Raw genomic sequence first — 21,637 nt, forward strand, 5'->3', positions numbered from 1 at the left:
AATCTTAAAAAGTCTATTTACTTCTTTTAAATAACCACATATTAAAAACATCACTAAATTAGCGATGTTTTTAATCAATTTATCGATCAGTTTCAGTATATGTAATCCCTAAATATTTATCTGTTCTTGGATCAAATTCGACATTTACAAATACACCAAATTCCCTGCTTCCATCTTTCATTCTTAACCAGAGCTTAAATTTTTCTAATGAGACAGTTGAGTTTTTTTGTTCTCTTCCTATGTGTAAATAATCAACTACATCTGCTTGGGGATATTTTTCGATGGTTCTTAATACGGCTATTTTTCCCCATTTTGCATATGGAGGTTCATACACTGGTTCTGCGATTACTGGATGAAGTTTGATGAAAATACAAAATAAAAACATGAAGACGAATAGTGTTCTGGATGTTTTTTTCATATGACCTCCTCCTTCCTTCTATCCTTACTATTTGAACTCTCTACATTAACTATTCGAGCATTGTGCGTGTAATTTATTTCAGAATTTACGCTTTTTGTTAATAAAAAGAAATTTTTTACAAATAGTAATTCTATATGTATGTACAAGGAGGATTTATTTTGAAAAAGAAATTTCATTATAAAGCAGCAATTATTATCTTCTGCATAATATCGATTTCAATTTTAATGGTAAGTACGTACTTACCTAAAAAACAGGCTGGTGCATTTACAAGTCAAGTTCTTAGTCGTGGATCAACTGGCCAAGATGTTAAAGAACTCCAAGGTAGACTAAAATTTATTGGGTTTTTTAATGGTAAGGTTGATGGAATTGCAGGTTCGAAGCTTAAAGAAAAGCTAACGAAAGCAACAAAAAATTATAATGGAAACTCTACAAATAATACAGCAAATAATAAACCTGCAAAACCTGATACAAATAAACCGAACAATACAAAAAAACACTGGTTCTGCGATTACTGGATGAAGTTTGATGAAAATACAAAATAAAAACATGAAGACGAATAGTGTTCTGGATGTTTTTTTCATATGACCTCCTCCTTCCTTCTATCCTTACTATTTGAACTCTCTACATTAACTATTCGAGCATTGTGCGTGTAATTTATTTCAGAATTTACGCTTTTTGTTAATAAAAAGAAATTTTTTACAAATAGTAATTCTATATGTATGTACAAGGAGGATTTATTTTGAAAAAGAAATTTCATTATAAAGCAGCAATTATTATCTTCTGCATAATATCGATTTCAATTTTAATGGTAAGTACGTACTTACCTAAAAAACAGGCTGGTGCATTTACAAGTCAAGTTCTTAGTCGTGGATCAACTGGCCAAGATGTTAAAGAACTCCAAGGTAGACTAAAATTTATTGGGTTTTTTAATGGTAAGGTTGATGGAATATTTGGCTGGGGAACTTATTGGGCACTTCGAAACTTTCAGAAGGAATTTGGTATGAAGGTTGATGGAATTGCAGGTTCGAAGCTTAAAGAAAAGCTAACGAAAGCAACAAAAAATTATAATGGAAACTCTACAAATAATACAGCAAATAATAAACCTGCAAAACCTGATACAAATAAACCGAACAATACAAATGCAAAACCTGGTAATAAACCGATTGTTAATGCTCCGAATGGCTATACAGATAATGACATTAAATTAATGGCTAATGCAGTTTATGGTGAATCTCGTGGTGAGCCATATATTGGGCAAGTAGCAGTTGCAGCGGTTATTTTAAACCGTTTAACGAATGCTTCTTTTCCAAACTCGATTGCTGGTGTAATTTATCAACCAGGAGCATTTACTGCTGTAGCTGATGGTCAAATCAATTTAACACCAAATGCAAATGCAAAAAAAGCAGTAATTGATGCGATTAATGGTTGGGATCCAACAACTGGCTGTATTTATTACTACAATCCTAAAACAGCAACAAATCAATGGATTCGTGGTCGCCCTATTATTTTAACAATTGGTCAACATATTTTTTGTAAATAATCGTAGTGAGGTGTAATTATGAAAGGTAGTTGGATTATTGTCGGTGCTTTGACAGCCGCTGTTATCGGTTCTGGCTATTGGGGCTATACGCAGCATCGTGATCTAAAAGAAATGAATTTAAGGGCTGAAAATAACTACCAAAGAGCCTTTAACGAGTTAACATACGACGTTGATTTATTACATGATAAGATCGGTACTACGCTAGCAATGAATTCAAGAACATCCCTTTCCCCTGCTTTAGCGGATGTTTGGCGAATTTCGATTCAATCTAAGTCTGATATTGCACAGCTTCCACTTAAATTTGTACCATTTGATAAAACGCAGGCTTTTTTAACTGGAGTTGCAAATTTCAGCTATAAAACAGCTGTAAGAGATTTAGAAAAGGAACCATTAACAAATCAAGAATATAATTCACTTCGAGGAATGTATCAAACTGCTGAGAAAATTCAGGATGGCCTTAGAGGTGTTCAAACAAATATTATGAATAAAAATTTAAGTTGGATTGATGTTAGTCAAATGTCCGAAGAAAGCAAAGCGTCTCGAGACAATAGTATCATAGATGGATTTAATAATATTGAAAAAACAAAAGCAACGACTGAGCAAGATTTTGGACCTACCTTTACGAATGGTCAAGATGAATCGAAAGGTTTAAGAAAGCTTACGGGTAAAAAAATTAACGGAAACGAAGCTAAGAAAATTGCACAAGACTTTGTACCTCTAAAAAATGTAAGCAAGATTCAAGTTACAAAAAGTAATAACGATCGATTTGAACCTTTTTATGCGCTTTCAATGGCACATAATAACCCAACCGCTGATACTTATATGCAAATAACTGAAACTGCTGGTTTACCAATATTTTTTATTACAACTAGAACGATTAATAAACAACAAATTAGTTTAGATGATGCGGTGAAAAAAGGTTTAAACTATTTAAATTCAAAAAACTATAAGGATATGGAATTATACGATAGCTCTCAGTACGATACAATTGGCGTACTTCAATACGTTAAATCAGTTAATAACGTACGGATCTATCCTGAATCAATTCAGTTAAAAGTTGCTTTAGATAACGGTCAAATCATTGGGTTTAATGCAAAAAACTATATTACGTCAAATCATGTACGTACGATTCCCACGCCAAAGCTTACGCTTGAACAAGCGAGAGCGAAACTTAATAAAAACGTAAAAGTTGAAGAAGAAAGATTAGCGATTCTTCTAAATGACTTTAATAAAGAAATACTTACTTATGAATTTTTAGGTACATATAATAACGATACTTTTGATATCTACATAAATGCAATGAATGGTAGAGAAGAAAAAGTTAAAAAACTATAAGCTTAATTACTAAAAGCACAGGTGAATTTTTAACCTGTGCTTTCCCTTTTCTTATAAGCAGATTTCATTAACTTTTAAATTTCTAAAAAATATGTAAATGCTGAAGAATGATAATACTTATTCCTAAAAAAATAACATAATATCCGAAAATATTTAGAGACTGTCGCTTTAGTAGATTAATCATCCAGCTTATTGCCATATATCCAAATAATGCAGACGCTAATGTTCCAAGGAATAATGGGAAAAATGCAATATGCTCTGTCTTCCCTTCTAAGAGATCCTTCCCTTGAAAGACGATCCCGCCTACAATCGCAGGTGTTGATAATAGAAATGAAAAATATGCTGCGCTTTTACGTTCCATCCCTTTAAATAAAGCAGCGGCTATTGTTAACCCAGAACGAGATACCGCTGGAAAAATTGCAAGAGCTTGAAATGAGCCGATGAATAAAGCATCTACCCATGTTAGTTCTTCCATTGTTTTCTTCCCTTTTCGCCTTTTATCTGCTAAAAATAAAATGATTCCCGTAAAGATAAATTCCCACCCAATTGTTTTACCTGAGACTGAGATTTTATCAAAAAAGTCTTTAAATAATAAACCGACAACGACAGCAGGTAATGTCCCTACAACTAATAAGGTAGTTAATTTTGAAAAGGGTTTCTTCAATAACATTTTCCATTCATTTTTATAAAATACAAAAACAGCTAACAATGTACCAATATGCATTAGAGTATCCAATAATAGACCCGCTTCATCTAGACCAAATAAATGTCTTCCAATATACAAATGTCCTGTACTACTGATTGGTAGAAATTCAGTTAACCCTTGAATGATGCCTAATATAATTGCTTCGATGATAGACATATTCCTTCCCCCTTTCATTCAAATTAATAAATTATATGCAAAAATATTTAATTCTTGTCCAAAATATTAAGGGCAAAAATAAAAAAGCATCATTTTAGATGCTTTCAGTTTGTAGACAAAGTCCTATTTTTCTGTTTTATATTAGATGCTTTTTCGTATGTAAAATAGTAAACAATTTACTAGTAGGTTCTTCTTTTAATTGATTCGAAATATAGGCGGTAGCTTCTAAAAGCTTACATTCATTTACTCCTGTATAGATCCCAAGTTGATGCAAAAATGAGACTAAATCTTCGGTTACAGTCATCCGATTTTTTACATTAGCAGGAAAACATCCTCCGAATCCACCATTAGCAGTGTCAAATCGCTTAATTCCATATGAAAGTGATGTGTAGATATTAGCGATTCCTCTTCCATACATATTCGTAAATTGCATTGAACAATGTTCTTTAGGTATTTTTACTAATAGTTCTTCCATAAATAATTTAACTTGGAGAGGTGTTGCCATTCCGAGAGAATCAACAAAGGTTATTTCATCTACGCCATCATCTAATAATTCGGATGCTAAATCGATTGCTTTTTGATGACTTACTTTTTCATCTAGACATCCGAATGCTGTCGTAATATAAACACGAGTAAACTTATTATATTCCTTACTAATCGTTGTCATTTGCTTTATCTCTTTTAAAGATTGTTTGATTGTGCAATTTTTTGTTTTTAAATTATTTGTTTCGCTTGTTGATAGAAAAAAGTTTATTTCGTCTGCATCTACTACAAACGCCCTTGTTAACCCCCTTTTATTTTGCACTAACACGCTGTATTTTAAGTTATTATCCTTTTTTAACTTTAATACTAGTTCAGCAGATTCATTAAACTGTTGCTTATTTGCAGAATGTATAAATGTCGCTACTTCGATATGATTTAATCCACTATCAATCAATTGGTTAATCCACTTTAATTTTTGTTCATTTGATAATCGTGACTCATATTGAAAATTTATGCGAGGACCAATTTCTTTAATCAATACAGACTTTGGTAAGTTCAATATGATCGACTCCTATTCAAGTATATTTAAACAAATCTATTTAACCTTTGTATAAATTTTATTGAACGGAAATCTTTTTATGATAAATAGAATACAATCTCCGTTTTTAAATAAAAAAATACTCTTGATAATCGAATCAAGAGTATTTTAAAGAAAACTTAATTTTAAATTAAATAACATGGGTTTTGATATTTTTTGAATAAAAATACAAAATAAAATATATAAACCCGGAATTTTTTGGAAGAATATACATTTAATTGGAAAATTAAACTTCTATATCTTCTCCTTCTTCAATCACATGGAATAATAAATGAACTAAATGATGAATTGAACTTGAAGCTTCTAGTTCAACTTCTTCTTCACCTTCTGTTTCATCAATAAATTCTAAATCATTTAAATATAAAGCCATGAATTCATAATAGTCTTTCATAGCAAACGAATAACATGCAACTGGCTCTTCATCTTCTTCATTATATTGCAGTACTAGATGCGATACGTTCCCATCCTTATCTTCTGAGTCTAAAAACACAAAAAAGCCAATGTTTGTATCAATTTCGAAAAGATGTCTTGTTCCACCTTCAGTTGATTTATGGTATTCTTCATCATTAAGCTTTTGAATTAACATATTATCTACATTATCTTCTTTGTGAAAAGTAACATTAAATGATTTCATTTAAATTCTCCTTTAATATGTATTTTTTATCATATGACTTCATTATGTAACATTCCCTATTTTATAGCAATTATTTCCATTAAATAAAAAATGAATAGAAGGGAAATCTATTATGAAAGGAGTGGATATGATGAGTAGAAAAAATAAAATTTTAGTACCTGAATCAAGAAAAGCTTTAGATGCTCTAAAGGCCAGAGTAGTTAATGCATCTAAACCAGAAGATGCTAAGTTCGAAGCAGCTGAAGAAGTTGGGGTACCATTAACGAAAGGATATAATGGGAATCTCACTTCTCACCAAAATGGAAAAGTTGGTGGTCGGATCGGTGGTAGTATGGTAAAAGAATTAGTTAGAATGGCTCAAGAAAACTTAAATAAAAAATAAATATAAAAAAATCAGATTAGTAAGAAGCTACTTTATTTAGCAACTTCTTATTCATCTGATTTTATCTTAATCCTCATCCTTAACGTCTATATCTTCCGGTATTGGTTCATTATAATAGTCTGCAATCATTTTTTTCATTTTTTCTATTTGATCTAGATGATTATTAAATTGTTCCTTGTAAATTAAATATTGTTCACCATCGTATACAACTCTTATTTTTCTTTCTTGTATTAATTGTTTAATATAAACTTCATCTAATGATAAGTACTCCGCTGTTTCTTTTATTGTTAAATACATAAATTTCTCCTTATCCAAACATTTACTATCATATATTACCATAGATTTTAGATCGGTTATAAAGATGACTTAGTAATTCTGACTTTAATACTTGTACATCAATCAATTAGGACAAAAAAAAGCAGAGTAATTAACTCTGCAATCATAAATATGAATGGCCACGTACACTTAAAAACATTAATAAATTTTGAATTGCATTTTGTGCAATTAATAAAGCTTGATCTGCTTTAGTATGAATTGTTCGAACAAATGCAATACGAGAGTAAGAGCTAGTTAGTCTACTGACATGTATTCCATCAGAAATTAGCTGACTAAACTCTGCTACGCCTTCCATTTCCTTGATTTCATCTTTATTTTGAATCGTTTCTAAAATACCGTCGAAATTTACAAATGAATACCAAATTGCAGATGTTTTATTTTTTTTACTCTTAGATTTTAATTGCTCTAAAATATTTTCTTTAATGGGAATGCCAGCTTCTTGATCAATTAAAAATTGAATACAGTTTATTCCGATTGAATCAAAGATAAGCTCTGGTAGTTTATCACCAGGTGGCTTTAAATGAGTTTCGATTATTTTAGGACCATCTGCTGTTAATATGACATCTGTATGTGTGAATCCATTTTGAAGATTGATTGAATCTAAAAACTTAAGAACATATTCTTTAATAGATTCTTCTGTATTTCTCGGTAATTCTGCAGGAAATACGTGACCAATTTCGACCTTACTAATTTGGTCAACAAATTTCTCTACAATACCGAATACAAAATGCTCACCATTTTCAGATATGATTTCTACGCTAAATTCTCTGCCCTCTAAAAGTGGTTCAATCATTAATGTAGAATGATCAAGTCTTGGTGCGGTTGCATTAGTAGACCATTCAAATGCTTGCTCAATTTGTTTTTCACAGTTTATAACCGAGATACCAGTACTAGACTTGCCTTTTGATGGCTTTAAAATCAATGGATATGAATGCTCTTTAGCAAACTGTTTAATATCTTCTACTGATGTAACAAGCATTGCAGGTGTATACTCAAAGTTAATTTCATTTAATCGTTTACGCATTTCAAATTTATCATTTATCCAGCGGATTGTATCTGCATCATGAAACTTAATATTTAATGCATCTGCTATCGCACTAGCTTTATCTTGATCTAATTCCTCGAAAGATGATACTTGTTGTATTGGATCCATTCGATGCAAGTTTTTTGCATATTCAATCCATTGCTCAACCGATGCATCATCTTTTATCACAATAATTGATTCATGATTTTGTGCTCTATGTAAAAAAGGCATTTCAGATGCTCGACAAATTACACTTGTACGAATGAATGAATTCGTTTCTGTTAATTTAGAGGAATAATTAGATGTACCTACAATTAGTATATGTTTACTTTGATTTAATAGATTCTCCATAATAAATCCTCCCATTCTAATTTACTAATAAATCATTTCTGTTTACTAAACTTCCCTTTTAAGCTTATAACAATGGGCATAACGAAAAATGTTGGAAAAACAATGTTTTTGTAGAAAAATGTACCATTAGCCCATGACTTTTATTACTATTTAGACTAAAATAAAACTATAATTCTGTAAATTGGGGTTTTGGAGTGGAATATATGTTCGAAAAAGGATCAATTATTCAATATTTTCGTCAAAAAAAAGGCCTCACCCAAGAGGAACTAGGGCACGGAATCTGTTCAAAAACACATCTTAGTAAAATTGAAAGAGGACTAACTGAGGTTTCGGATGAAACAATCTCATTACTTTGTGAACGAATGGGATTTGATATAGATGAAGAGATTGATAGGCTTAAAAATGTACAAAAAATGCTTGAAACCTTACAAAAACTGATTATTTTTCAAGATAAAATTAAAGCTAGAGAAGTATTAAGCTCGCTTGAAATACAAGAGTTTGAGTATATAACACCGTTACATATAAGATTTTTACTATTAAAAACAAGACAATTACTTTTGGATGGAAGAATAGAAGAAGCAAAAAATATATTATTTTCTAAGGAAATTCAAAATCAAAAAATACCCCAACTTGAAGAAGATTTACTAAATCATACTCTTGGAATATACTATATTCAGACATATGAACTACATAAAGCAATAGAATATCTTAAGAAAGTATCTTTTGAATCATATAATAATCCTGAAATTCATTATCATCTAGCACTTGCATATTGTCATTTAAACGCACATATTTCTTCATATCACCATTGTCAAAAAGCTAAAGAGTATTTTGTTTATACAAATAATTATCATAGATTGTTAGATACTGAAACAATTGCACTTATATTACTTGAAGAGGAAACACATCTCTTATTTAATGAAATTGAATCAAGATACGAAAATTTACTAGATTCAGTAAGAGTAATTAAAGATCAAGATAGGGAAGCATATTTATTACATAATTTTGCTTATCAATTATATAAATTTAAAAAATATAATGAAGCTCGAAATTACTATAAAAAGGCATTAACTATTGGATCCAAGGAAAGTGTCAATTATTTGACTGCACTATTTGGGTATATGAGATGCATCTACGTTGGAAAACTAGAAAATGAGGCAACAATTATTGAGATAATTAATGAAGGTATTAAGGAAGCAAAAGAAAAAAACGTAGATTATTATTTTATGATTTTTAATTTATATAAATATAAACTATGTAATAATCAAGAAACATACTTCAATTATTTAAGTAATACTGTCCTTCCTTTTTTATATGAAATTAAAAATAAAGAATTTTTTATACCATTAACTAAAGAGTATATTCAATATCTAATTTCTATAAAAGATGGTCAAAAAATATTGGATTATATGAATAATTATCAAATTAACTATACCTTGGAGGATTAAATAATGAAAAAATTTATATTTATTCTAGCTTTGTCAGTTATATTTACAGCGTTACCGTATGCTTCAGCAGACGATATGACAATGACACCTTTAAGTAATCGCATTTTACCAGGTGCATAAAAAAACACGAATCATTTGATTCGTGTTTTTTTTTTATTATTTTTGAATATACACTTCACAAATACTCAGTTGGGGTTCCTTGATGAAAATACATCTTCCATCCCCCATCTTTATATTTCCATATAGAACTTCGTAAAGTATGCTGCTCTTTTATTTCGTTAAAGATTCTGTAGGTTACCAAGACAATTTCTTCAGATAGTGGATGAAGCTCAAAATTCGTTAACGTCATCTTTACAATACCTATACCATTTTCAAGTTGTTCATCTTTATATAAAACTCTTCCAGAACTGCCAAATTCAAAGAATTCGTCTGCTAGTAATTTTTTTAGTTCATCTTGGGATGTGCGAATTTCTGGTTTAAGTAATTTTTCTTCTAACATTAATAGATGTTCTTTTAGAGAAATCAAACTTTCCATCGTCCGTTCACCTACTTAATTATTTTATGTTTAGTTAAGAAATTAGATTAATATGCTTTACCCCAATAAACCATAACTTCAGCCTTCTTACCACAGCATACACATACATCATCGATTTGTTCTTGTTCAAATGGCATACATCTTGATGTTAAACCGACTTCTTCTTTAATTTGTTCTTCACATGCTAGATCTTTACACCACATAGCTTTGATAAAACCTTGTTTTGCATCACTTATTTGTTTTAATTCATTCATTGAGGTAGCTTCATATGTTTTTTCAGTGCGGTTATTTAATGCTTTTTCATATAAAGATGATTGAATTTCTTCAAGTAATTTAGCAATATTTTCTTCTAATGCATCTAAAGAAACGATTGTTTTTTCACGTGTATCTCTTCTTACTAAAACCGCTTGATTTTTTTCAATATCTTTTGGCCCGATTTCAACACGAACTGGAATCCCCTTCATTTCGTATTCGTTAAACTTCCAGCCAGGCATTTTATCTGAAGTATCAATTTTCACGCGAGCAACTTTTGAAATACGATTTTTTAACTCTGTTGCCTTATCAATAACACCTTCTTTATGTTGTGCGATTGGTATAACGATTACTTGTGTTGGTGCAACTTTTGGAGGTAATACTAAACCGCTGTTGTCACCATGTACCATTATTAAAGCCCCAATTACCCTTGTTGTCATGCCCCAAGAAGTTTGGTGTACGTATTGTCTCTTAGAGTTTTTATCTGTGTACTGAATATTGAATGCTTTTGCAAATCCATCACCAAAGTTATGAGATGTACCGCTTTGAAGCGCTTTGCCATCGTGCATTAAACTCTCGATTGTATACGTTGCTTTTGCACCAGCGAATTTTTCTTTTTCAGTTTTTTGACCTTTAATAACTGGAATCGCTAAGAAATTCTCTAAAAAATTAGCATAAACATTTAACATTTGAATTGTTTCTGCTTGTGCTTCTTCAGCGGTAGCATGAGCTGTATGACCTTCTTGCCATAAGAATTCTGTTGTTCTTAAAAATGGTCTAGTTGTTTTTTCCCAACGAACGACCGAGCACCATTGATTATATAATTTTGGTAAATCATTATAGCTTTCAATCGTTTTTGAAAAATGTTCACAAAAAAGCGTTTCTGAAGTTGGGCGAACTGCTAATGGTTCAGCTAATTCATCATGGCCACCATGTGTAACCCAAGCAACTTCAGGAGCAAATCCTTCTACATGATCAGCCTCTTTTTGTAATAATGACTTAGGAATAAACATTGGCATATAGACATTTTCATGATCTGTTTGTTTAAATTGAAAATCTAATTCTTTTTGGATGTTTTCCCAAAGCGCATATCCATAAGGTCTTAAAATCATGCATCCTTTAACGCTTGAGTAATCAACTAATTCTGCTTTTTTTACAATATCTGTATACCATTGTGCAAAATCAACATCCATATCTGTAATGGCTTCAACAAATTTTTTAGTACTCATTTTTTTACCCCTTATCAATTTTTATATACAAAAAAACGCCAAGAATAATCTGAAGGGACCATTCTCGGCGTTACCACCCTAATTACTACGTAGATAAATACATAAATAGCTTGGAAAAAACAAAAAACGCCATGAATGATCAAAAGGGACCATTCATGGCGTTACCACCCTACTTATTATGTAAAAATCTACATAATCTCTTAATATCTTTAACGGGAAAACCGCTGTAGCCTACTATTAGTTCGGTACAGAGACTCCAAGGCTGGTTCAGCTTACTTACTTAGGAATTTTCACCATCCATTCCCTCTCTATAAAGCTTATAAACTTACTATTCCTTTTCTAAGTCATTTATTAATTTAAAGTTATAATACGTTAACAAAAACTTTCTGTCAATGAGTATTATACCCATTTGTTTTAAATTTCTTTCGTTTCTTTATAGATTGTTTCATTTTTTACTTCATTTGAACGTCTTTTAGGTAATGGTACTTCAGATAATAACATGCCACCTACGATAAAAGTACCACCAATAATTGTTTGAATTGATAATGTTTCATTTGCAAAAATAACGGCCGTAAATGCTGCAAAAACAGGTTCAAAAATAAAAATTAATGCTGCTTTCGTTGATGAAATATGTTGTTGAGCAAACATTTGAACCCAAAAAGCTAAACTAGTACAAAATATTGCGGTAATAATAACCGCGAATATAAATGTCGGATTAACCCACAGTTCTTTTGAAAATGAAACGGAATTATCCTCAAAAATAAGCGAAAAAATAGTGCTACATACTCCAACCGTTGCTAATTGGATCGTTGTAAAGGTGATTGGATCCATTTGCTTCGTAAATCTTCCAGATAAGATAATATGAAATGCAAATGCAATTGAGGCAAAAAGAGTTAATATATCGCCAAGATTTACAGAAAATGAATCGCCTAATGTTAAAAAGCTTAATCCAAGTAACGCAATTAAACATGCGATTACAGTCGACCAATTCGAGCGCTCACGATAGACTAAATATAAAAGAACTGGTACTAACACAACACATAATCCTGTAATAAAACCAGATTTTGAGGATGTTGTATACTTTAATCCAAAAGTTTGAAGGACATATCCTGTAAATAACATAAACCCAATACCACTTGTGATCATGACTTGTTTAAAAGATAAATTAGATTTTTGTTTTCTTTTAACTAAAAATGGTAAAAGGACTAAAGTTGCGAGGATAAATCGGAATGCATTAAATGCAAATGGCTCTACATATGCGATTGCATTTTGGACTACTACAAATGTTGTGCCCCAAAGTAATGTTACAATAATTAATGAGATGGTAGCTATTCTTTCTATTCTCAATCTCTCATCCTCCCTCCATATCATTGGATTCTTTAAAAACTGCAAGAAAAAAAGATGTGACATCACACATCTAAGTTCTTATAATTTTTATTTGAGTCCATATATTAAATTATATCCTTATTCTATCATAATGTGAGAGTAATTTGTCTCATCACTTAAAAATATTCTATTTAGTTATAATTATGATAATATTAAGTCTTTTTGCTATTTAGATTGACTGTATATCGGCTCATCCATATACTTAAATACAGAAAATAGAAAAAGGTGATTGGATTGGATTTTGAAATTACATATTTATCATTTTACGTTGTAACAGTTGAAGGAAAAGGTGAACAATCCGACAAACGATATAAACATTTTCAAACACTAGATGAATCAATGTTTGAAGAAAGTGCTTTAAAGGGATTTTTAGAAGGTGAACTTGAACGAATTGTGAATCGAAAAGTTGAAAAACATCCAAAATCTGAATCTGTCCCAACAAAATTAGGTCACTTTATTGTTGAGGAAGGTCATTCATTAGACTCAAATCCAAATTATAATCTATTTCAGCGCGTTCGTAATGCAAAATCAATTGAAGATTTTAAAGCTGAGAATGAGACTTTAGTTATTAACTATATTGATACTAGTGCTGTCCGGGGTGGAGCATTTTTAGTGATCCAAGCAAAACTAAGAAAATATTTCGATGACCCTTTTGTTTTTGTCTTAAAATGCGATTTCGAACCAAAAGTAGCCTCTATCTCAGATGAATCTACGCTTATAAAGACAGTAGAAATGGCGATTACAACGAAGAATATGAAATCAATTCAATATCCTTATATGGAAGAATTAGGAATGATTTCGGAAAATGAATTAAAAATTCATCAAGCCTCTCATGCTCGTTATTTTGAGGACTTTTTAAAATTTGTATCGTATTCAGAATCAATGCCTGAAATTGTTAAATCCCAAGTAATGACAATGGTTTACGATAAAATTGAAGATGTTTTTGAAGAAGAAAGTGTTGAAAGACAACAATTTGATGCAGCAATGGAAGTTTGGGCAGCTAGTCCAAAGCGTGAAATTCAGGAACACTTTACTCCCGACGAAGTAATTGAAGCAGCGGCACAAATCGTCGAACATACACCAGAAATTGAACTATCATTTAAAGCTGATCACTTTTCAGTAAAAGGTTTACTAGCTGATTTTGGAGATAATCTACACATTGCTAAAGTAAATGGACGATATGTAGTTATTTTAGAAGCTGATACACTCCAATTTGAAAAAGGATTTTCGCCGATTGAGTTTTTAAAGCCTGATGAAATACATCTTGTCATCGAAAAAATAAGACAAAAATAAAGAGCCAAGCGGCTCTTTTTTTTATAAATATGTAGCTTTACATTATTTAACAAAAGCATGTCTGGGCATTAGTAAACATTCTCTGTTTCGTACTTTTTTACCCAAACCATAAAAACCAAACGATTATTAACATTTTCATAGTCTGAAAATATTTCATACTTCATTCCTGTAAGTGTGTTTAACCGAACCAATTCAAAAACTAATGAAGACGCAATTTTTTCATCAGTCGTTTTGTAACCATCATATAAATTCCCTATCTCATTATATATGACACTATAAGCCCATTCATGTGATTCTCTCATTGTTGCAAACGACATTCCATCCTCATACCATCGGATCCAGGTAGCTTTCGAAGATTTCTCCAATTCATTCACCACCTATGAAATCAGATTTTTATTAATCAGCTTTTACTTAATTTCTAAGCCGTGATTTTCATTAAGGCTTTTCGTTAATAAAAAGTCATTTTCCTTATATAAGTATCATTTCTATTAACTGAATTATCAGCAAACTATTGTACGTTAAGAAATTCTTGTATATATTTAGTATACAACATGACTTACCGCTCGCTTATATTACACTGAATTTAATGAATAGATTATTAAGGAGGATGAGTGATGGAAGAAGTAATTGAAAAAGCAATACAAGATATCTACCCCGATGATTTCGCTTGGTGTTATGGATGTGGTCGTTTAAATAAAGATGGTCACCATCTTCGAACTGGCTGGCAAGGTGATAAAACTGTAACGATCTTTACACCTGAATCAAAATACATGGGAATTCCTGGTTTTATTTATGGTGGATTATTAGCCTCGTTAATTGATTGTCATGGGACAGGTTCTGCCGCGCTTGCTTTACAGCGCAAGAATGGAAACGAAATTGGTGATGGTTCAATACCAACTAGGTTTGTTACTGCTAAACTTAATGTTGAATTCCTTAAACCAACTCCACAAGATGTTCCGCTAAAAGCAATTGGGACTGTTGAAGAAATCCATCCTAAAAAATGGAAAGTTCACACAGAAGTATTTGCAAATGATGTTCTTTGTGCTCGTGGAGAAGTCGTTCTTGTTGTCATGCCTAGTACATTTATAAAATAATAATGTTAAAGAACTATCTACTTTGTTTCAAAGCTCAGATATGACTAAGCTAAGAGAAATTCTCTTAGCCTTTTTTATTTCAGCGTGTTTTCAGCACTTAACGATTTCAAAAAAATAGAATCTTTTTTTGTTATCACTATTACAATTTATATATGCGTATTTGCACTTGAGGGAAATTTTGGTAGTATTAAGTTATTCATATTCGAAAGTGAGGTATAGTCCAATGAATTCTTCATTCGTTAATTTCTAAATTTATCAAAGGGGTGAGTCCAATGATAAAATAACACTTTCACGCAAATAACTTTTAGAATGTTCAAATAACATTTTTCGAGGTGAAAGTGATGAGTTGTAAACAAAAATACTCTATGAATGACAAAAATATAATTACTTGGACAATAAAGCCGAAGACCACTCCATTCGTTTTAAGGAACTGTAATAAATGCAAAAATAAAAAGGAATTTTATTGCAGTGAACTATTTAGAATGAATGCAAATAAACAAAAAATAGATGTATGGTTAATATATAAATATAATCAATGTAATTCTACATGGAACTTAACGATCTTTTCTCGAATTAATCCAGTAGATATAGATAAAAGCTTATTTAATAGAATGTCAAGAAATGATAAAGAAACTGCATGGAAATATGCCTTTGATATGGAAACACATAGGAGTAATCAAGCCGAAGCCCTCTATAACGTTGATTATGTCGCAGAAGGCGAAAACATTGATTCTCTTAAAAACCTGTCACAAGAAATATTTATTAACATTGAGTCACCATATAGTTTTAATCTTCGACTAGACAAGTTACTTAAAGATAAATTAATCGTTTCAAGAAAAAAGCTTTTAGAGATGATAGAAAACGGTTATATATACACAATTCCCGAAGTTAATATAAGAAAGCATAAAATAAAAGAAAAACAAATCAAACTAACTATTACTAACGATGCACTAAAAATGATGAACTCAACGTTAGTCTTTGAAAATAAGTAATCCCCTTCCCTTTCTTTAATTTTGGGTGCTTTTATGAAACAAATAAAGCCTAATTTCTTCCATGTAATCCCGAGAAATTAGGCTTTTTTCTATTTGTATTTCATAAGATGGAAATCTGGATTTTTCGGATGTATTTTTGAATTCTTCAAGTCTGCAGAAGTTATTTCTCAGATCTTTCATCAGCGGATATTCGCTTATGTTTTTCATTAATTATTTTTTTGTTAAGAATTCTAACTTCACCAACCATTAGCAACCTCATATCCTCTATGATATACTTTGCTAACTCTTCGTCAGAAATATCATCTCCCTCAATATCCAGTCGAAAATCTTGTCCTTGTAATCCACCACCATTCGTAAAATCGATTTCAAAGTCGAATTGAACTCTCTTATCCATTTTGGTCCCCCTTTGTTAGATTTTAGTAAATTAGTATATACATAACCTATTAATTATTTTCATTAATGATTGATGCAATGATGTGTAGTGAATCCCATTCTCCACTAGAAAATTTAATAATTGGATATTTTTTTGGGAACAACTTTTTACAAATAACTTCAATTGTATTTCCTTCTCTAAATAACGTTAATACATCATGTTGGATTGATTTTAAGTATGTTAGTTTTCTCTCGAGTGCAGAGCGACCATCATTCATAAACCCTACGTGACTGCAAAAAACATCTTGAAAATCATAAAGTAATAATTGTTCCAATGAGCGAATAATTTTTGGGATGTTTTCTTCAGCTAACACGACTTTTGTCCGCTCACTTACAAATAAATCCCCCGTAAATAATTGACCTGTATCCCGATTTAAAAAAGCATTATGATCAAAAGAATGACCAGGAGTATCAATTATGTCCCATTTGGCATTTTTAGATGTAAAATTTTTGGGCATTGGATTTGCATGAAACGGTTTTCTTTTACCCCAAAAGAGTTTTCTATACAAAGGATAGTCTGCCTTTTTTGTACAATAATTAATTGTTTTCTCGCTTAAATAAATTGGTACATTTTTTGTTTTTTCAATATATGCGGCACAGCCAGTATGATCTTCATGATAATGAGTAATTATGACTTGGTCGAAATCAGATTTATCTATAAATGATTCAAAGTGTTTATGTAAGGATTGTGCTCCGGTATCAATTAAGACACCGTCAACTAAGTAACAATAAACATTTAAAGAAATACTTTGAAACTTAATTTGTCCATTTATATAGGAAACACCATTTTTTTCTCCTAAAGTAGAATTTTTCTTTAAGAACATCAGCTTTCATCTCCTTATATTCATGCAAACAATTCTAATATTCTATTTTTTATTAAAAAACTCCTTTTCTTTTCAAATAAACTAGCTTTTAGCCTAATAAAAAGATCAAATTTTTCATCGTACTTGATCGGTGGATACATAAAAAATTCGAACACTACTAATTCTGAAAAAACAAATAAAAATTTACTAAATATAATGCTATAATTTCAACACCTATACCTAAAATGAATAATAGTATTCTACTTATTCCCTTTTTGTTTTTACCAAAAATAGCTATCCACAAAAAAGATAAACCTAAAAGTATAAATAGTATTGCAAGTAAAACAATCGCCATCTATTCATCCTCATTCCCATTTTTAAATTTGAAGTAGCTAAAGCAGAAACTCAATTGTCCTTTAAAATTTTTGGTCTAATGAACTAGTGTTGTGTCGGGTAATTTGCCGGACATTTATATTTTTATTTTATAAAGAATGTTAGTATTTTTATTCAATTTTACGTTAAAAGGTACTTCACTAACCTTTATGTAGAGTAATAACACAACTCTTACCTTTCTCTCTATTTATGAATATTTTTTTTTATAAATCTTGGTAAATAGCAAAAATAGATTGAATGCACTCAAGAATAAATATACAATTATCTACATAATAAAACATTCTAGGTAATATGATTAGGAGATCTCAAGATGAATCATTTAGAAGTAAAAATCAACGAATTAGTAGATAAATATTATTCAAACCTTTTAGAAATTCGTAGACATTTGCATATGTATCCTGAGTTAAGTAATCAAGAATACAAAACAACAAATTTTATTAATCAAGAATTAGATAAGGCTAATATCCAAAGATTATCTTTGAATTGTCAAACAGGTACAGCCGCTGAAATAAAAGGCTTAGATGGCCCAACAGTTGCATTACGCGCTGACATTGATGCACTTCCAATTCAGGAGGAATCGGACTTACCATTTCGTTCAGTAATTGATGGAATTTCCCATATGTGTGGCCACGATGTTCATACTACTATTGCACTTGGAGTTGGGTTTGTTTTACAGGAACTTAAACATTTACTTCCAGGTACTGTTCGATTGATTTTTCAACCGGCTGAGGAATCTGAAGGTGGCGCTGAGTCAATGATTGCTGAAGGATTACTTAATGATGTTAAGGCAATTATCGGGCTTCACAATATGCCCGATCTTCCAGTTGGTACGATTGGCGTCAAAGAAGGTTTCCTTATGGCAAGTGTAGATGATTTTACGATTAAGATTAAAGGAAAAGGCGGTCATGCAGCACTTCCTGAAAAAGCAGTTGATCCGATTGTGATTGGAAGTTCAGTAGTTAGCCTTCTACAAACACTAGTTAGTAGAACAATTTCACCAAAAGAATCTGCTGTTATAACTGTTGGAGCATTCCAAGCCGGGAATACACATAATGTTATCCCTGAATTTGCAGTTTTAAAAGGCACTGTTCGAACTTCAAATGAATCAGTTCGAATGCAAATACATGAAAAATTTGAAACGATGGTTCAAAATCTTGTTCATTCACTTGGTGGAGAAGTAGAAATCGATTACCAACTGTTGGTACCAACAGTCTTTAACCATTCTAAAATAACATCTGTCGTTCGAGAAGCAGCAATTTTAACAGTAGGAACTGACCATGTTGTGACAGCGGAATCAACAATGGGTGGAGAAGATTTTTCATTTTATCAACAAAAAGTACCTGGCTGTTATTTATGGTTAGGCTCTGGAAATAAGGAAAAAGGAATAACTTATGGCTGGCATCATCCAAAATTTATGGTCGATGAAGAAGCAATAAAAGTTGGCGTAAAATTAATGGTTCAATCTGTATTTAAACTATTAAAGGATAAAACAATTTAAAACAAAAAAGTGAAAATCATTGGCTTCATGATTTTCACTTTTTTGTTTTAAGTCTAGTAAACTTAAAGCTTAATTAGATCGATTTCATTACATCAATTACTTTATCAATATCATTTTTTGTGATCCAATAATGTGTTGCAAACCGCATCATTCCATCTTCATCTGGAGCAAAAATGATGATTCCATTTTCTTTAAAAATTTGTTCAATTTCTTCAGGTGTGCGTTTCATAATTGTTAATTGGAAGAAAACTAAATTAATATGAATTTTGGATAAATCGACCTTAATAGAAGGAATTTCACTTAAACGATCAGCAAAATATAGTGCATTTTCATGATCTTCATGTAATCGTTTGGTCATTTTTTCTAATGCAATGATACCAGCGGCTGCTAAAAACCCAGATTGTCTCCATCCACCACCTAGTAATTTACGCTTCTTTTTCGCTTTTTCGATAAATTCTTTACTACCCGCTAAGATTGAACCAACTGGTGCACATAGTCCTTTTGATAAACAAAACATAACCGAATCACTATATTGTGATAATTCTTTTGCGTCAATTTTCAAATAGGAAGCAGCGTTAAATAGTCTTGCTCCATCTAAATGTACTGGGATGTTTGCGTCTTTCGCAAGACTATACACTTCATTCATATAGTCAAGATCGACAACAGATCCATTTGAATATGCATTTTCTAAACAGATTAATGAAGTTTCCGGATAATGTATGTCATCTGGACGAATCGATTGTTTAATTCGTTTAATATCCATTTTACCATTTGTTGTTTGTAATGTACGTAAATGTACTCCAGCAATGATTGACGCTGCACCAACTTCATGCTCGAATATATGACAATCTTCACCAAGAATTACCTCAGTCCCACGATCACAATGTGTAAATAAAGCTAATTGATTTCCGAAAGTCCCACTTGGTACAAAAAGTGCAGCTTCTTTTCCAATCATCGAAGCAGCTAAAGTTTCTAATTTTTGAACTGTTGGATCATCCCCATAAACATCATCACCGACTTCAGCTAAAAACATTGCTTGTCTCATTTCATCGGTAGGATTTGTTACTGTATCACTTCTTAAATCAATATACTTCATTTTCATTCTCCTTTATTAAAAATTTCTGAATTATCTAAACCGGTCTGTCAGACGATTTTAAAAATTGTTTTTAATATAGTTGTCCATTAAATCGTCTCAAATCGACTGTTTTTTTTACATGTTAAATCCATTATTTTTCTCGTATACTTTCAAACCGATAAGTATTAGTTTCTCAGTAATATCCTCAATTCCAGTATTATTTTCAATTGCAATGTTTTTAATCTTTTCTTTTATGTCATCCTTCACAAAAGTTGTTAATTGCTCCTGATTACTCGAAAGCACAATGTATCCTGGTCTACTTGAAAGTTTTCCATCGATTAAACAATTTTGTAATATCTCGAAATCCTGTTCAATTTGATCAGTATGATATGGAAGCTTGTTTGGTTTTAGTTCAATCTTTATTGTATTACCGACTAAATAAAGATTCATATTTTGAATGCCAATCTGTTTATAAAATTCATCAATGATTCCAAATATCGGTGCATTTATTGATTGAGGAAATGGGAAGTGAAACGTAATACTTCCTCTTTTCGTACTATGATTTGTCTGCTTAACTTCATATGATTTTTCAAAGCCTTTCGTTAAAAGCTCTTCTTTATTTAGAAGTTCCCCCATATTCGTTTTTGCGACAATTTCTCCAGTGTCATGAATCTCTACTATTCTAGCTTTTTCATTTGAGTTCGGAATGTTATATAAACCGAATAGAATAAACTCATGATTTTTCGTGAAAAAAGTTTTCCTCTTAGCGTTGTTTTTATTTGAAACTTTTAACTTTTCAACTTCTTCCGTTGGAATAAAAACAGTTAATCTACCTTTAAAATTAATTTTATTTGACGTTACTTTCCCATTCCTTATGTATTGATGGATGGATGCTTTAGAAACCCCTAGTAAATTTGCAGTTTCTAGAACGGTTAAGCCATCTGGCTTTATATTTTGAGATTTTAACAGATTAATATCCTTCAAATAAAACTTCATCGTACCATCGATTTGCCAATCTTCATAAACAAGTTTCAGTTTACCCGCTTTTACATAATTGTAGATAGTTTGTTTCGAAATTCCTAGTAGTTCTACTACTTCATTTGTTGTAACAATCTCTTTTCTTGTTTGATCTTGTTCTAACATTTGATTTCTTCCTTTTTTATATTTTTATTAGCACTATTATATCATATCAATTTTCAACCAATCTATAAATATAACTTAAACGTTAACTATATAATTATACA

The 21,637-nt window shown here is 31.0% G+C and carries 23 protein-coding genes and 1 other annotated feature; of the genes, 9 read left to right on the forward strand and 14 right to left on the reverse strand.

Going from position 1 to position 21,637, the window contains the following annotated elements; all coding sequences use genetic code 11:
- Nucleotides 1–79 precede the first annotated feature (79 nt).
- Nucleotides 80–418, reverse strand: a complete 339-nt coding sequence (locus B7R67_RS07220) for a DUF3889 domain-containing protein (RefSeq protein WP_088068971.1) — start codon at nucleotides 416–418, stop codon at nucleotides 80–82.
- A gap of 158 nt (nucleotides 419–576) precedes the next feature.
- Between B7R67_RS07220 and B7R67_RS07225 the strand changes: the two genes are divergently transcribed.
- The 3 genes from B7R67_RS07225 to ypeB all read left to right on the forward strand — a co-directional run bounded on the left by B7R67_RS07225 (nucleotide 577) and on the right by ypeB (nucleotide 3,293).
- Nucleotides 577–960: a peptidoglycan-binding domain-containing protein gene (locus B7R67_RS07225; RefSeq protein WP_158095047.1), complete on the forward strand. Its 384-nt coding sequence runs from the start codon at nucleotides 577–579 to the stop codon at nucleotides 958–960.
- A gap of 263 nt (nucleotides 961–1,223) precedes the next feature.
- Nucleotides 1,224–1,958, forward strand: a complete 735-nt coding sequence (gene sleB, locus B7R67_RS07230; RefSeq protein WP_407920384.1) for a spore cortex-lytic enzyme — start codon at nucleotides 1,224–1,226, stop codon at nucleotides 1,956–1,958.
- A 15-nt stretch (nucleotides 1,959–1,973) separates the two neighbouring features.
- Nucleotides 1,974–3,293: a germination protein YpeB gene (gene ypeB / locus B7R67_RS07235; RefSeq protein ID WP_088068977.1), complete on the forward strand. Its 1,320-nt coding sequence runs from the start codon at nucleotides 1,974–1,976 to the stop codon at nucleotides 3,291–3,293.
- Between the two features lie 82 nt (nucleotides 3,294–3,375).
- On the opposite strand, the gene B7R67_RS07240 is transcribed toward ypeB, so the two are convergent.
- The 3 genes from B7R67_RS07240 to B7R67_RS07250 all read right to left on the reverse strand — a co-directional run bounded on the left by B7R67_RS07240 (nucleotide 3,376) and on the right by B7R67_RS07250 (nucleotide 5,870).
- A complete protein-coding gene (locus B7R67_RS07240; protein WP_088068979.1) occupies nucleotides 3,376–4,155 on the reverse strand; it encodes an undecaprenyl-diphosphate phosphatase in 780 nt (259 codons plus the stop codon).
- Between the two features lie 136 nt (nucleotides 4,156–4,291).
- Nucleotides 4,292–5,197, reverse strand: coding sequence for a beta/alpha barrel domain-containing protein (locus tag B7R67_RS07245; protein ID WP_158095048.1), 906 nt, complete (start codon nucleotides 5,195–5,197; stop codon nucleotides 4,292–4,294).
- A 265-nt stretch (nucleotides 5,198–5,462) separates the two neighbouring features.
- Nucleotides 5,463–5,870, reverse strand: coding sequence for a cytosolic protein (locus B7R67_RS07250; RefSeq protein WP_088068983.1), 408 nt, complete (start codon nucleotides 5,868–5,870; stop codon nucleotides 5,463–5,465).
- Between the two features lie 130 nt (nucleotides 5,871–6,000).
- Between B7R67_RS07250 and B7R67_RS07255 the strand changes: the two genes are divergently transcribed.
- Nucleotides 6,001–6,252 carry an alpha/beta-type small acid-soluble spore protein gene (locus B7R67_RS07255; RefSeq protein WP_088068985.1) on the forward strand — a complete coding sequence of 84 codons (252 nt, stop codon included), beginning with the start codon at nucleotides 6,001–6,003 and terminating at the stop codon, nucleotides 6,250–6,252.
- Nucleotides 6,253–6,318: 66 nt separating this feature from the next.
- Here the strand turns inward: B7R67_RS07255 and B7R67_RS07260 are convergent, their stop codons facing one another.
- Together B7R67_RS07260 and B7R67_RS07265 are read right to left on the reverse strand one after the other, a co-directional pair.
- Complete coding sequence (locus B7R67_RS07260; RefSeq protein ID WP_088068987.1) at nucleotides 6,319–6,549, reverse strand: excisionase family DNA-binding protein; 231 nt, start codon at nucleotides 6,547–6,549, stop codon at nucleotides 6,319–6,321.
- Nucleotides 6,550–6,691: 142 nt separating this feature from the next.
- Nucleotides 6,692–7,963, reverse strand: a complete 1,272-nt coding sequence (locus B7R67_RS07265) for an ATP-grasp domain-containing protein (protein ID WP_158095049.1) — start codon at nucleotides 7,961–7,963, stop codon at nucleotides 6,692–6,694.
- Between the two features lie 203 nt (nucleotides 7,964–8,166).
- On the opposite strand from B7R67_RS07265, the gene B7R67_RS07270 reads away from it, so the two are divergent.
- Nucleotides 8,167–9,411 carry a helix-turn-helix domain-containing protein gene (locus B7R67_RS07270; RefSeq protein WP_088068990.1) on the forward strand — a complete coding sequence of 415 codons (1,245 nt, stop codon included), beginning with the start codon at nucleotides 8,167–8,169 and terminating at the stop codon, nucleotides 9,409–9,411.
- A 175-nt stretch (nucleotides 9,412–9,586) separates the two neighbouring features.
- Here B7R67_RS07270 and B7R67_RS07275 read toward each other — a convergent pair whose 3' ends face one another.
- The 3 genes from B7R67_RS07275 to B7R67_RS07285 form a co-directional block, all read right to left on the reverse strand.
- The gene (locus tag B7R67_RS07275; RefSeq protein ID WP_088068992.1) at nucleotides 9,587–9,946 is read right to left on the reverse strand and encodes a nuclear transport factor 2 family protein; all 360 of its coding nucleotides are present in this window, start codon (nucleotides 9,944–9,946) and stop codon (nucleotides 9,587–9,589) included.
- Nucleotides 9,947–9,993: 47 nt separating this feature from the next.
- The gene (gene proS, locus B7R67_RS07280) at nucleotides 9,994–11,427 is read right to left on the reverse strand and encodes a proline--tRNA ligase (RefSeq protein ID WP_088068994.1); all 1,434 of its coding nucleotides are present in this window, start codon (nucleotides 11,425–11,427) and stop codon (nucleotides 9,994–9,996) included.
- Nucleotides 11,428–11,568: 141 nt separating this feature from the next.
- Nucleotides 11,569–11,778 (reverse strand) — a binding site (T-box leader).
- A 63-nt stretch (nucleotides 11,779–11,841) separates the two neighbouring features.
- Nucleotides 11,842–12,774, reverse strand: coding sequence for a DMT family transporter (locus B7R67_RS07285; protein WP_158095050.1), 933 nt, complete (start codon nucleotides 12,772–12,774; stop codon nucleotides 11,842–11,844).
- A gap of 273 nt (nucleotides 12,775–13,047) precedes the next feature.
- Here B7R67_RS07285 and B7R67_RS07290 point away from each other — a divergent pair, with 273 nt between their 5' ends.
- Nucleotides 13,048–14,106, forward strand: a complete 1,059-nt coding sequence (locus tag B7R67_RS07290; RefSeq protein WP_088068998.1) for a DUF3900 domain-containing protein — start codon at nucleotides 13,048–13,050, stop codon at nucleotides 14,104–14,106.
- A 68-nt stretch (nucleotides 14,107–14,174) separates the two neighbouring features.
- Here the strand turns inward: B7R67_RS07290 and B7R67_RS07295 are convergent, their stop codons facing one another.
- Nucleotides 14,175–14,471 (reverse strand): hypothetical protein, encoded by a 297-nt coding sequence (locus B7R67_RS07295; RefSeq protein WP_235822111.1) that lies wholly within the window; start codon nucleotides 14,469–14,471, stop codon nucleotides 14,175–14,177.
- A 249-nt stretch (nucleotides 14,472–14,720) separates the two neighbouring features.
- Here B7R67_RS07295 and B7R67_RS07300 point away from each other — a divergent pair, with 249 nt between their 5' ends.
- Entirely contained in the window at nucleotides 14,721–15,200 is a 480-nt protein-coding gene (locus tag B7R67_RS07300; RefSeq protein ID WP_088068999.1) for a PaaI family thioesterase, read from the forward strand.
- 341 nt (nucleotides 15,201–15,541) lie between these two features.
- Nucleotides 15,542–16,192 carry a DUF1062 domain-containing protein gene (locus B7R67_RS07305; protein ID WP_088069002.1) on the forward strand — a complete coding sequence of 217 codons (651 nt, stop codon included), beginning with the start codon at nucleotides 15,542–15,544 and terminating at the stop codon, nucleotides 16,190–16,192.
- Nucleotides 16,193–16,352: 160 nt separating this feature from the next.
- On the opposite strand, the gene B7R67_RS07310 is transcribed toward B7R67_RS07305, so the two are convergent.
- Together B7R67_RS07310 and B7R67_RS07315 are read right to left on the reverse strand one after the other, a co-directional pair.
- A complete protein-coding gene (locus B7R67_RS07310; protein WP_088069003.1) occupies nucleotides 16,353–16,586 on the reverse strand; it encodes a cyclase in 234 nt (77 codons plus the stop codon).
- Between the two features lie 49 nt (nucleotides 16,587–16,635).
- A complete protein-coding gene (locus tag B7R67_RS07315) occupies nucleotides 16,636–17,448 on the reverse strand; it encodes an MBL fold metallo-hydrolase (RefSeq protein WP_088069005.1) in 813 nt (270 codons plus the stop codon).
- Nucleotides 17,449–18,130: 682 nt separating this feature from the next.
- Here B7R67_RS07315 and B7R67_RS07320 point away from each other — a divergent pair.
- Nucleotides 18,131–19,318, forward strand: a complete 1,188-nt coding sequence (locus tag B7R67_RS07320; RefSeq protein ID WP_088069007.1) for a M20 metallopeptidase family protein — start codon at nucleotides 18,131–18,133, stop codon at nucleotides 19,316–19,318.
- Between the two features lie 73 nt (nucleotides 19,319–19,391).
- Here B7R67_RS07320 and ltaE read toward each other — a convergent pair whose 3' ends face one another.
- Nucleotides 19,392–20,414, reverse strand: a complete 1,023-nt coding sequence (gene ltaE / locus B7R67_RS07325) for a low-specificity L-threonine aldolase (protein WP_088069008.1) — start codon at nucleotides 20,412–20,414, stop codon at nucleotides 19,392–19,394.
- A 114-nt stretch (nucleotides 20,415–20,528) separates the two neighbouring features.
- Nucleotides 20,529–21,536: a helix-turn-helix domain-containing protein gene (locus B7R67_RS07330; RefSeq protein WP_088069010.1), complete on the reverse strand. Its 1,008-nt coding sequence runs from the start codon at nucleotides 21,534–21,536 to the stop codon at nucleotides 20,529–20,531.
- Nucleotides 21,537–21,637: the final 101 nt, after the last annotated feature.

It is taken from the genome of Gottfriedia luciferensis (genome assembly GCF_002156865.1).
GTDB lineage: Bacteria > Bacillota > Bacilli > Bacillales > Bacillaceae_G > Gottfriedia > Gottfriedia luciferensis.

Excerpts from the sequence above, each read along its gene's own strand:
- B7R67_RS07220 (WP_088068971.1), bottom strand. The coding sequence starts at position 418 with ATGAAAAAAACATCCAGAACACTATTCGTCTTCATGTTTTTATTTTGT.
- sleB (WP_407920384.1), top strand. The coding sequence starts at position 1,224 with ATGGTAAGTACGTACTTACCTAAAAAACAGGCTGGTGCATTTACAAGT.
- B7R67_RS07240 (WP_088068979.1), bottom strand. The coding sequence starts at position 4,155 with ATGTCTATCATCGAAGCAATTATATTAGGCATCATTCAAGGGTTAACT.
- B7R67_RS07250 (WP_088068983.1), bottom strand. The coding sequence starts at position 5,870 with ATGAAATCATTTAATGTTACTTTTCACAAAGAAGATAATGTAGATAAT.
- B7R67_RS07255 (WP_088068985.1), top strand. The coding sequence starts at position 6,001 with ATGAGTAGAAAAAATAAAATTTTAGTACCTGAATCAAGAAAAGCTTTA.
- B7R67_RS07260 (WP_088068987.1), bottom strand. The coding sequence starts at position 6,549 with ATGTATTTAACAATAAAAGAAACAGCGGAGTACTTATCATTAGATGAA.
- B7R67_RS07265 (WP_158095049.1), bottom strand. The coding sequence starts at position 7,963 with ATGGAGAATCTATTAAATCAAAGTAAACATATACTAATTGTAGGTACA.
- B7R67_RS07270 (WP_088068990.1), top strand. The coding sequence starts at position 8,167 with ATGTTCGAAAAAGGATCAATTATTCAATATTTTCGTCAAAAAAAAGGC.
- B7R67_RS07275 (WP_088068992.1), bottom strand. The coding sequence starts at position 9,946 with ATGGAAAGTTTGATTTCTCTAAAAGAACATCTATTAATGTTAGAAGAA.
- proS (WP_088068994.1), bottom strand. The coding sequence starts at position 11,427 with ATGAGTACTAAAAAATTTGTTGAAGCCATTACAGATATGGATGTTGAT.
- B7R67_RS07300 (WP_088068999.1), top strand. The coding sequence starts at position 14,721 with ATGGAAGAAGTAATTGAAAAAGCAATACAAGATATCTACCCCGATGAT.
- B7R67_RS07305 (WP_088069002.1), top strand. The coding sequence starts at position 15,542 with ATGAGTTGTAAACAAAAATACTCTATGAATGACAAAAATATAATTACT.
- B7R67_RS07310 (WP_088069003.1), bottom strand. The coding sequence starts at position 16,586 with ATGGATAAGAGAGTTCAATTCGACTTTGAAATCGATTTTACGAATGGT.
- B7R67_RS07315 (WP_088069005.1), bottom strand. The coding sequence starts at position 17,448 with ATGTTCTTAAAGAAAAATTCTACTTTAGGAGAAAAAAATGGTGTTTCC.
- B7R67_RS07320 (WP_088069007.1), top strand. The coding sequence starts at position 18,131 with ATGAATCATTTAGAAGTAAAAATCAACGAATTAGTAGATAAATATTAT.
- ltaE (WP_088069008.1), bottom strand. The coding sequence starts at position 20,414 with ATGAAGTATATTGATTTAAGAAGTGATACAGTAACAAATCCTACCGAT.
- B7R67_RS07330 (WP_088069010.1), bottom strand. The coding sequence starts at position 21,536 with ATGTTAGAACAAGATCAAACAAGAAAAGAGATTGTTACAACAAATGAA.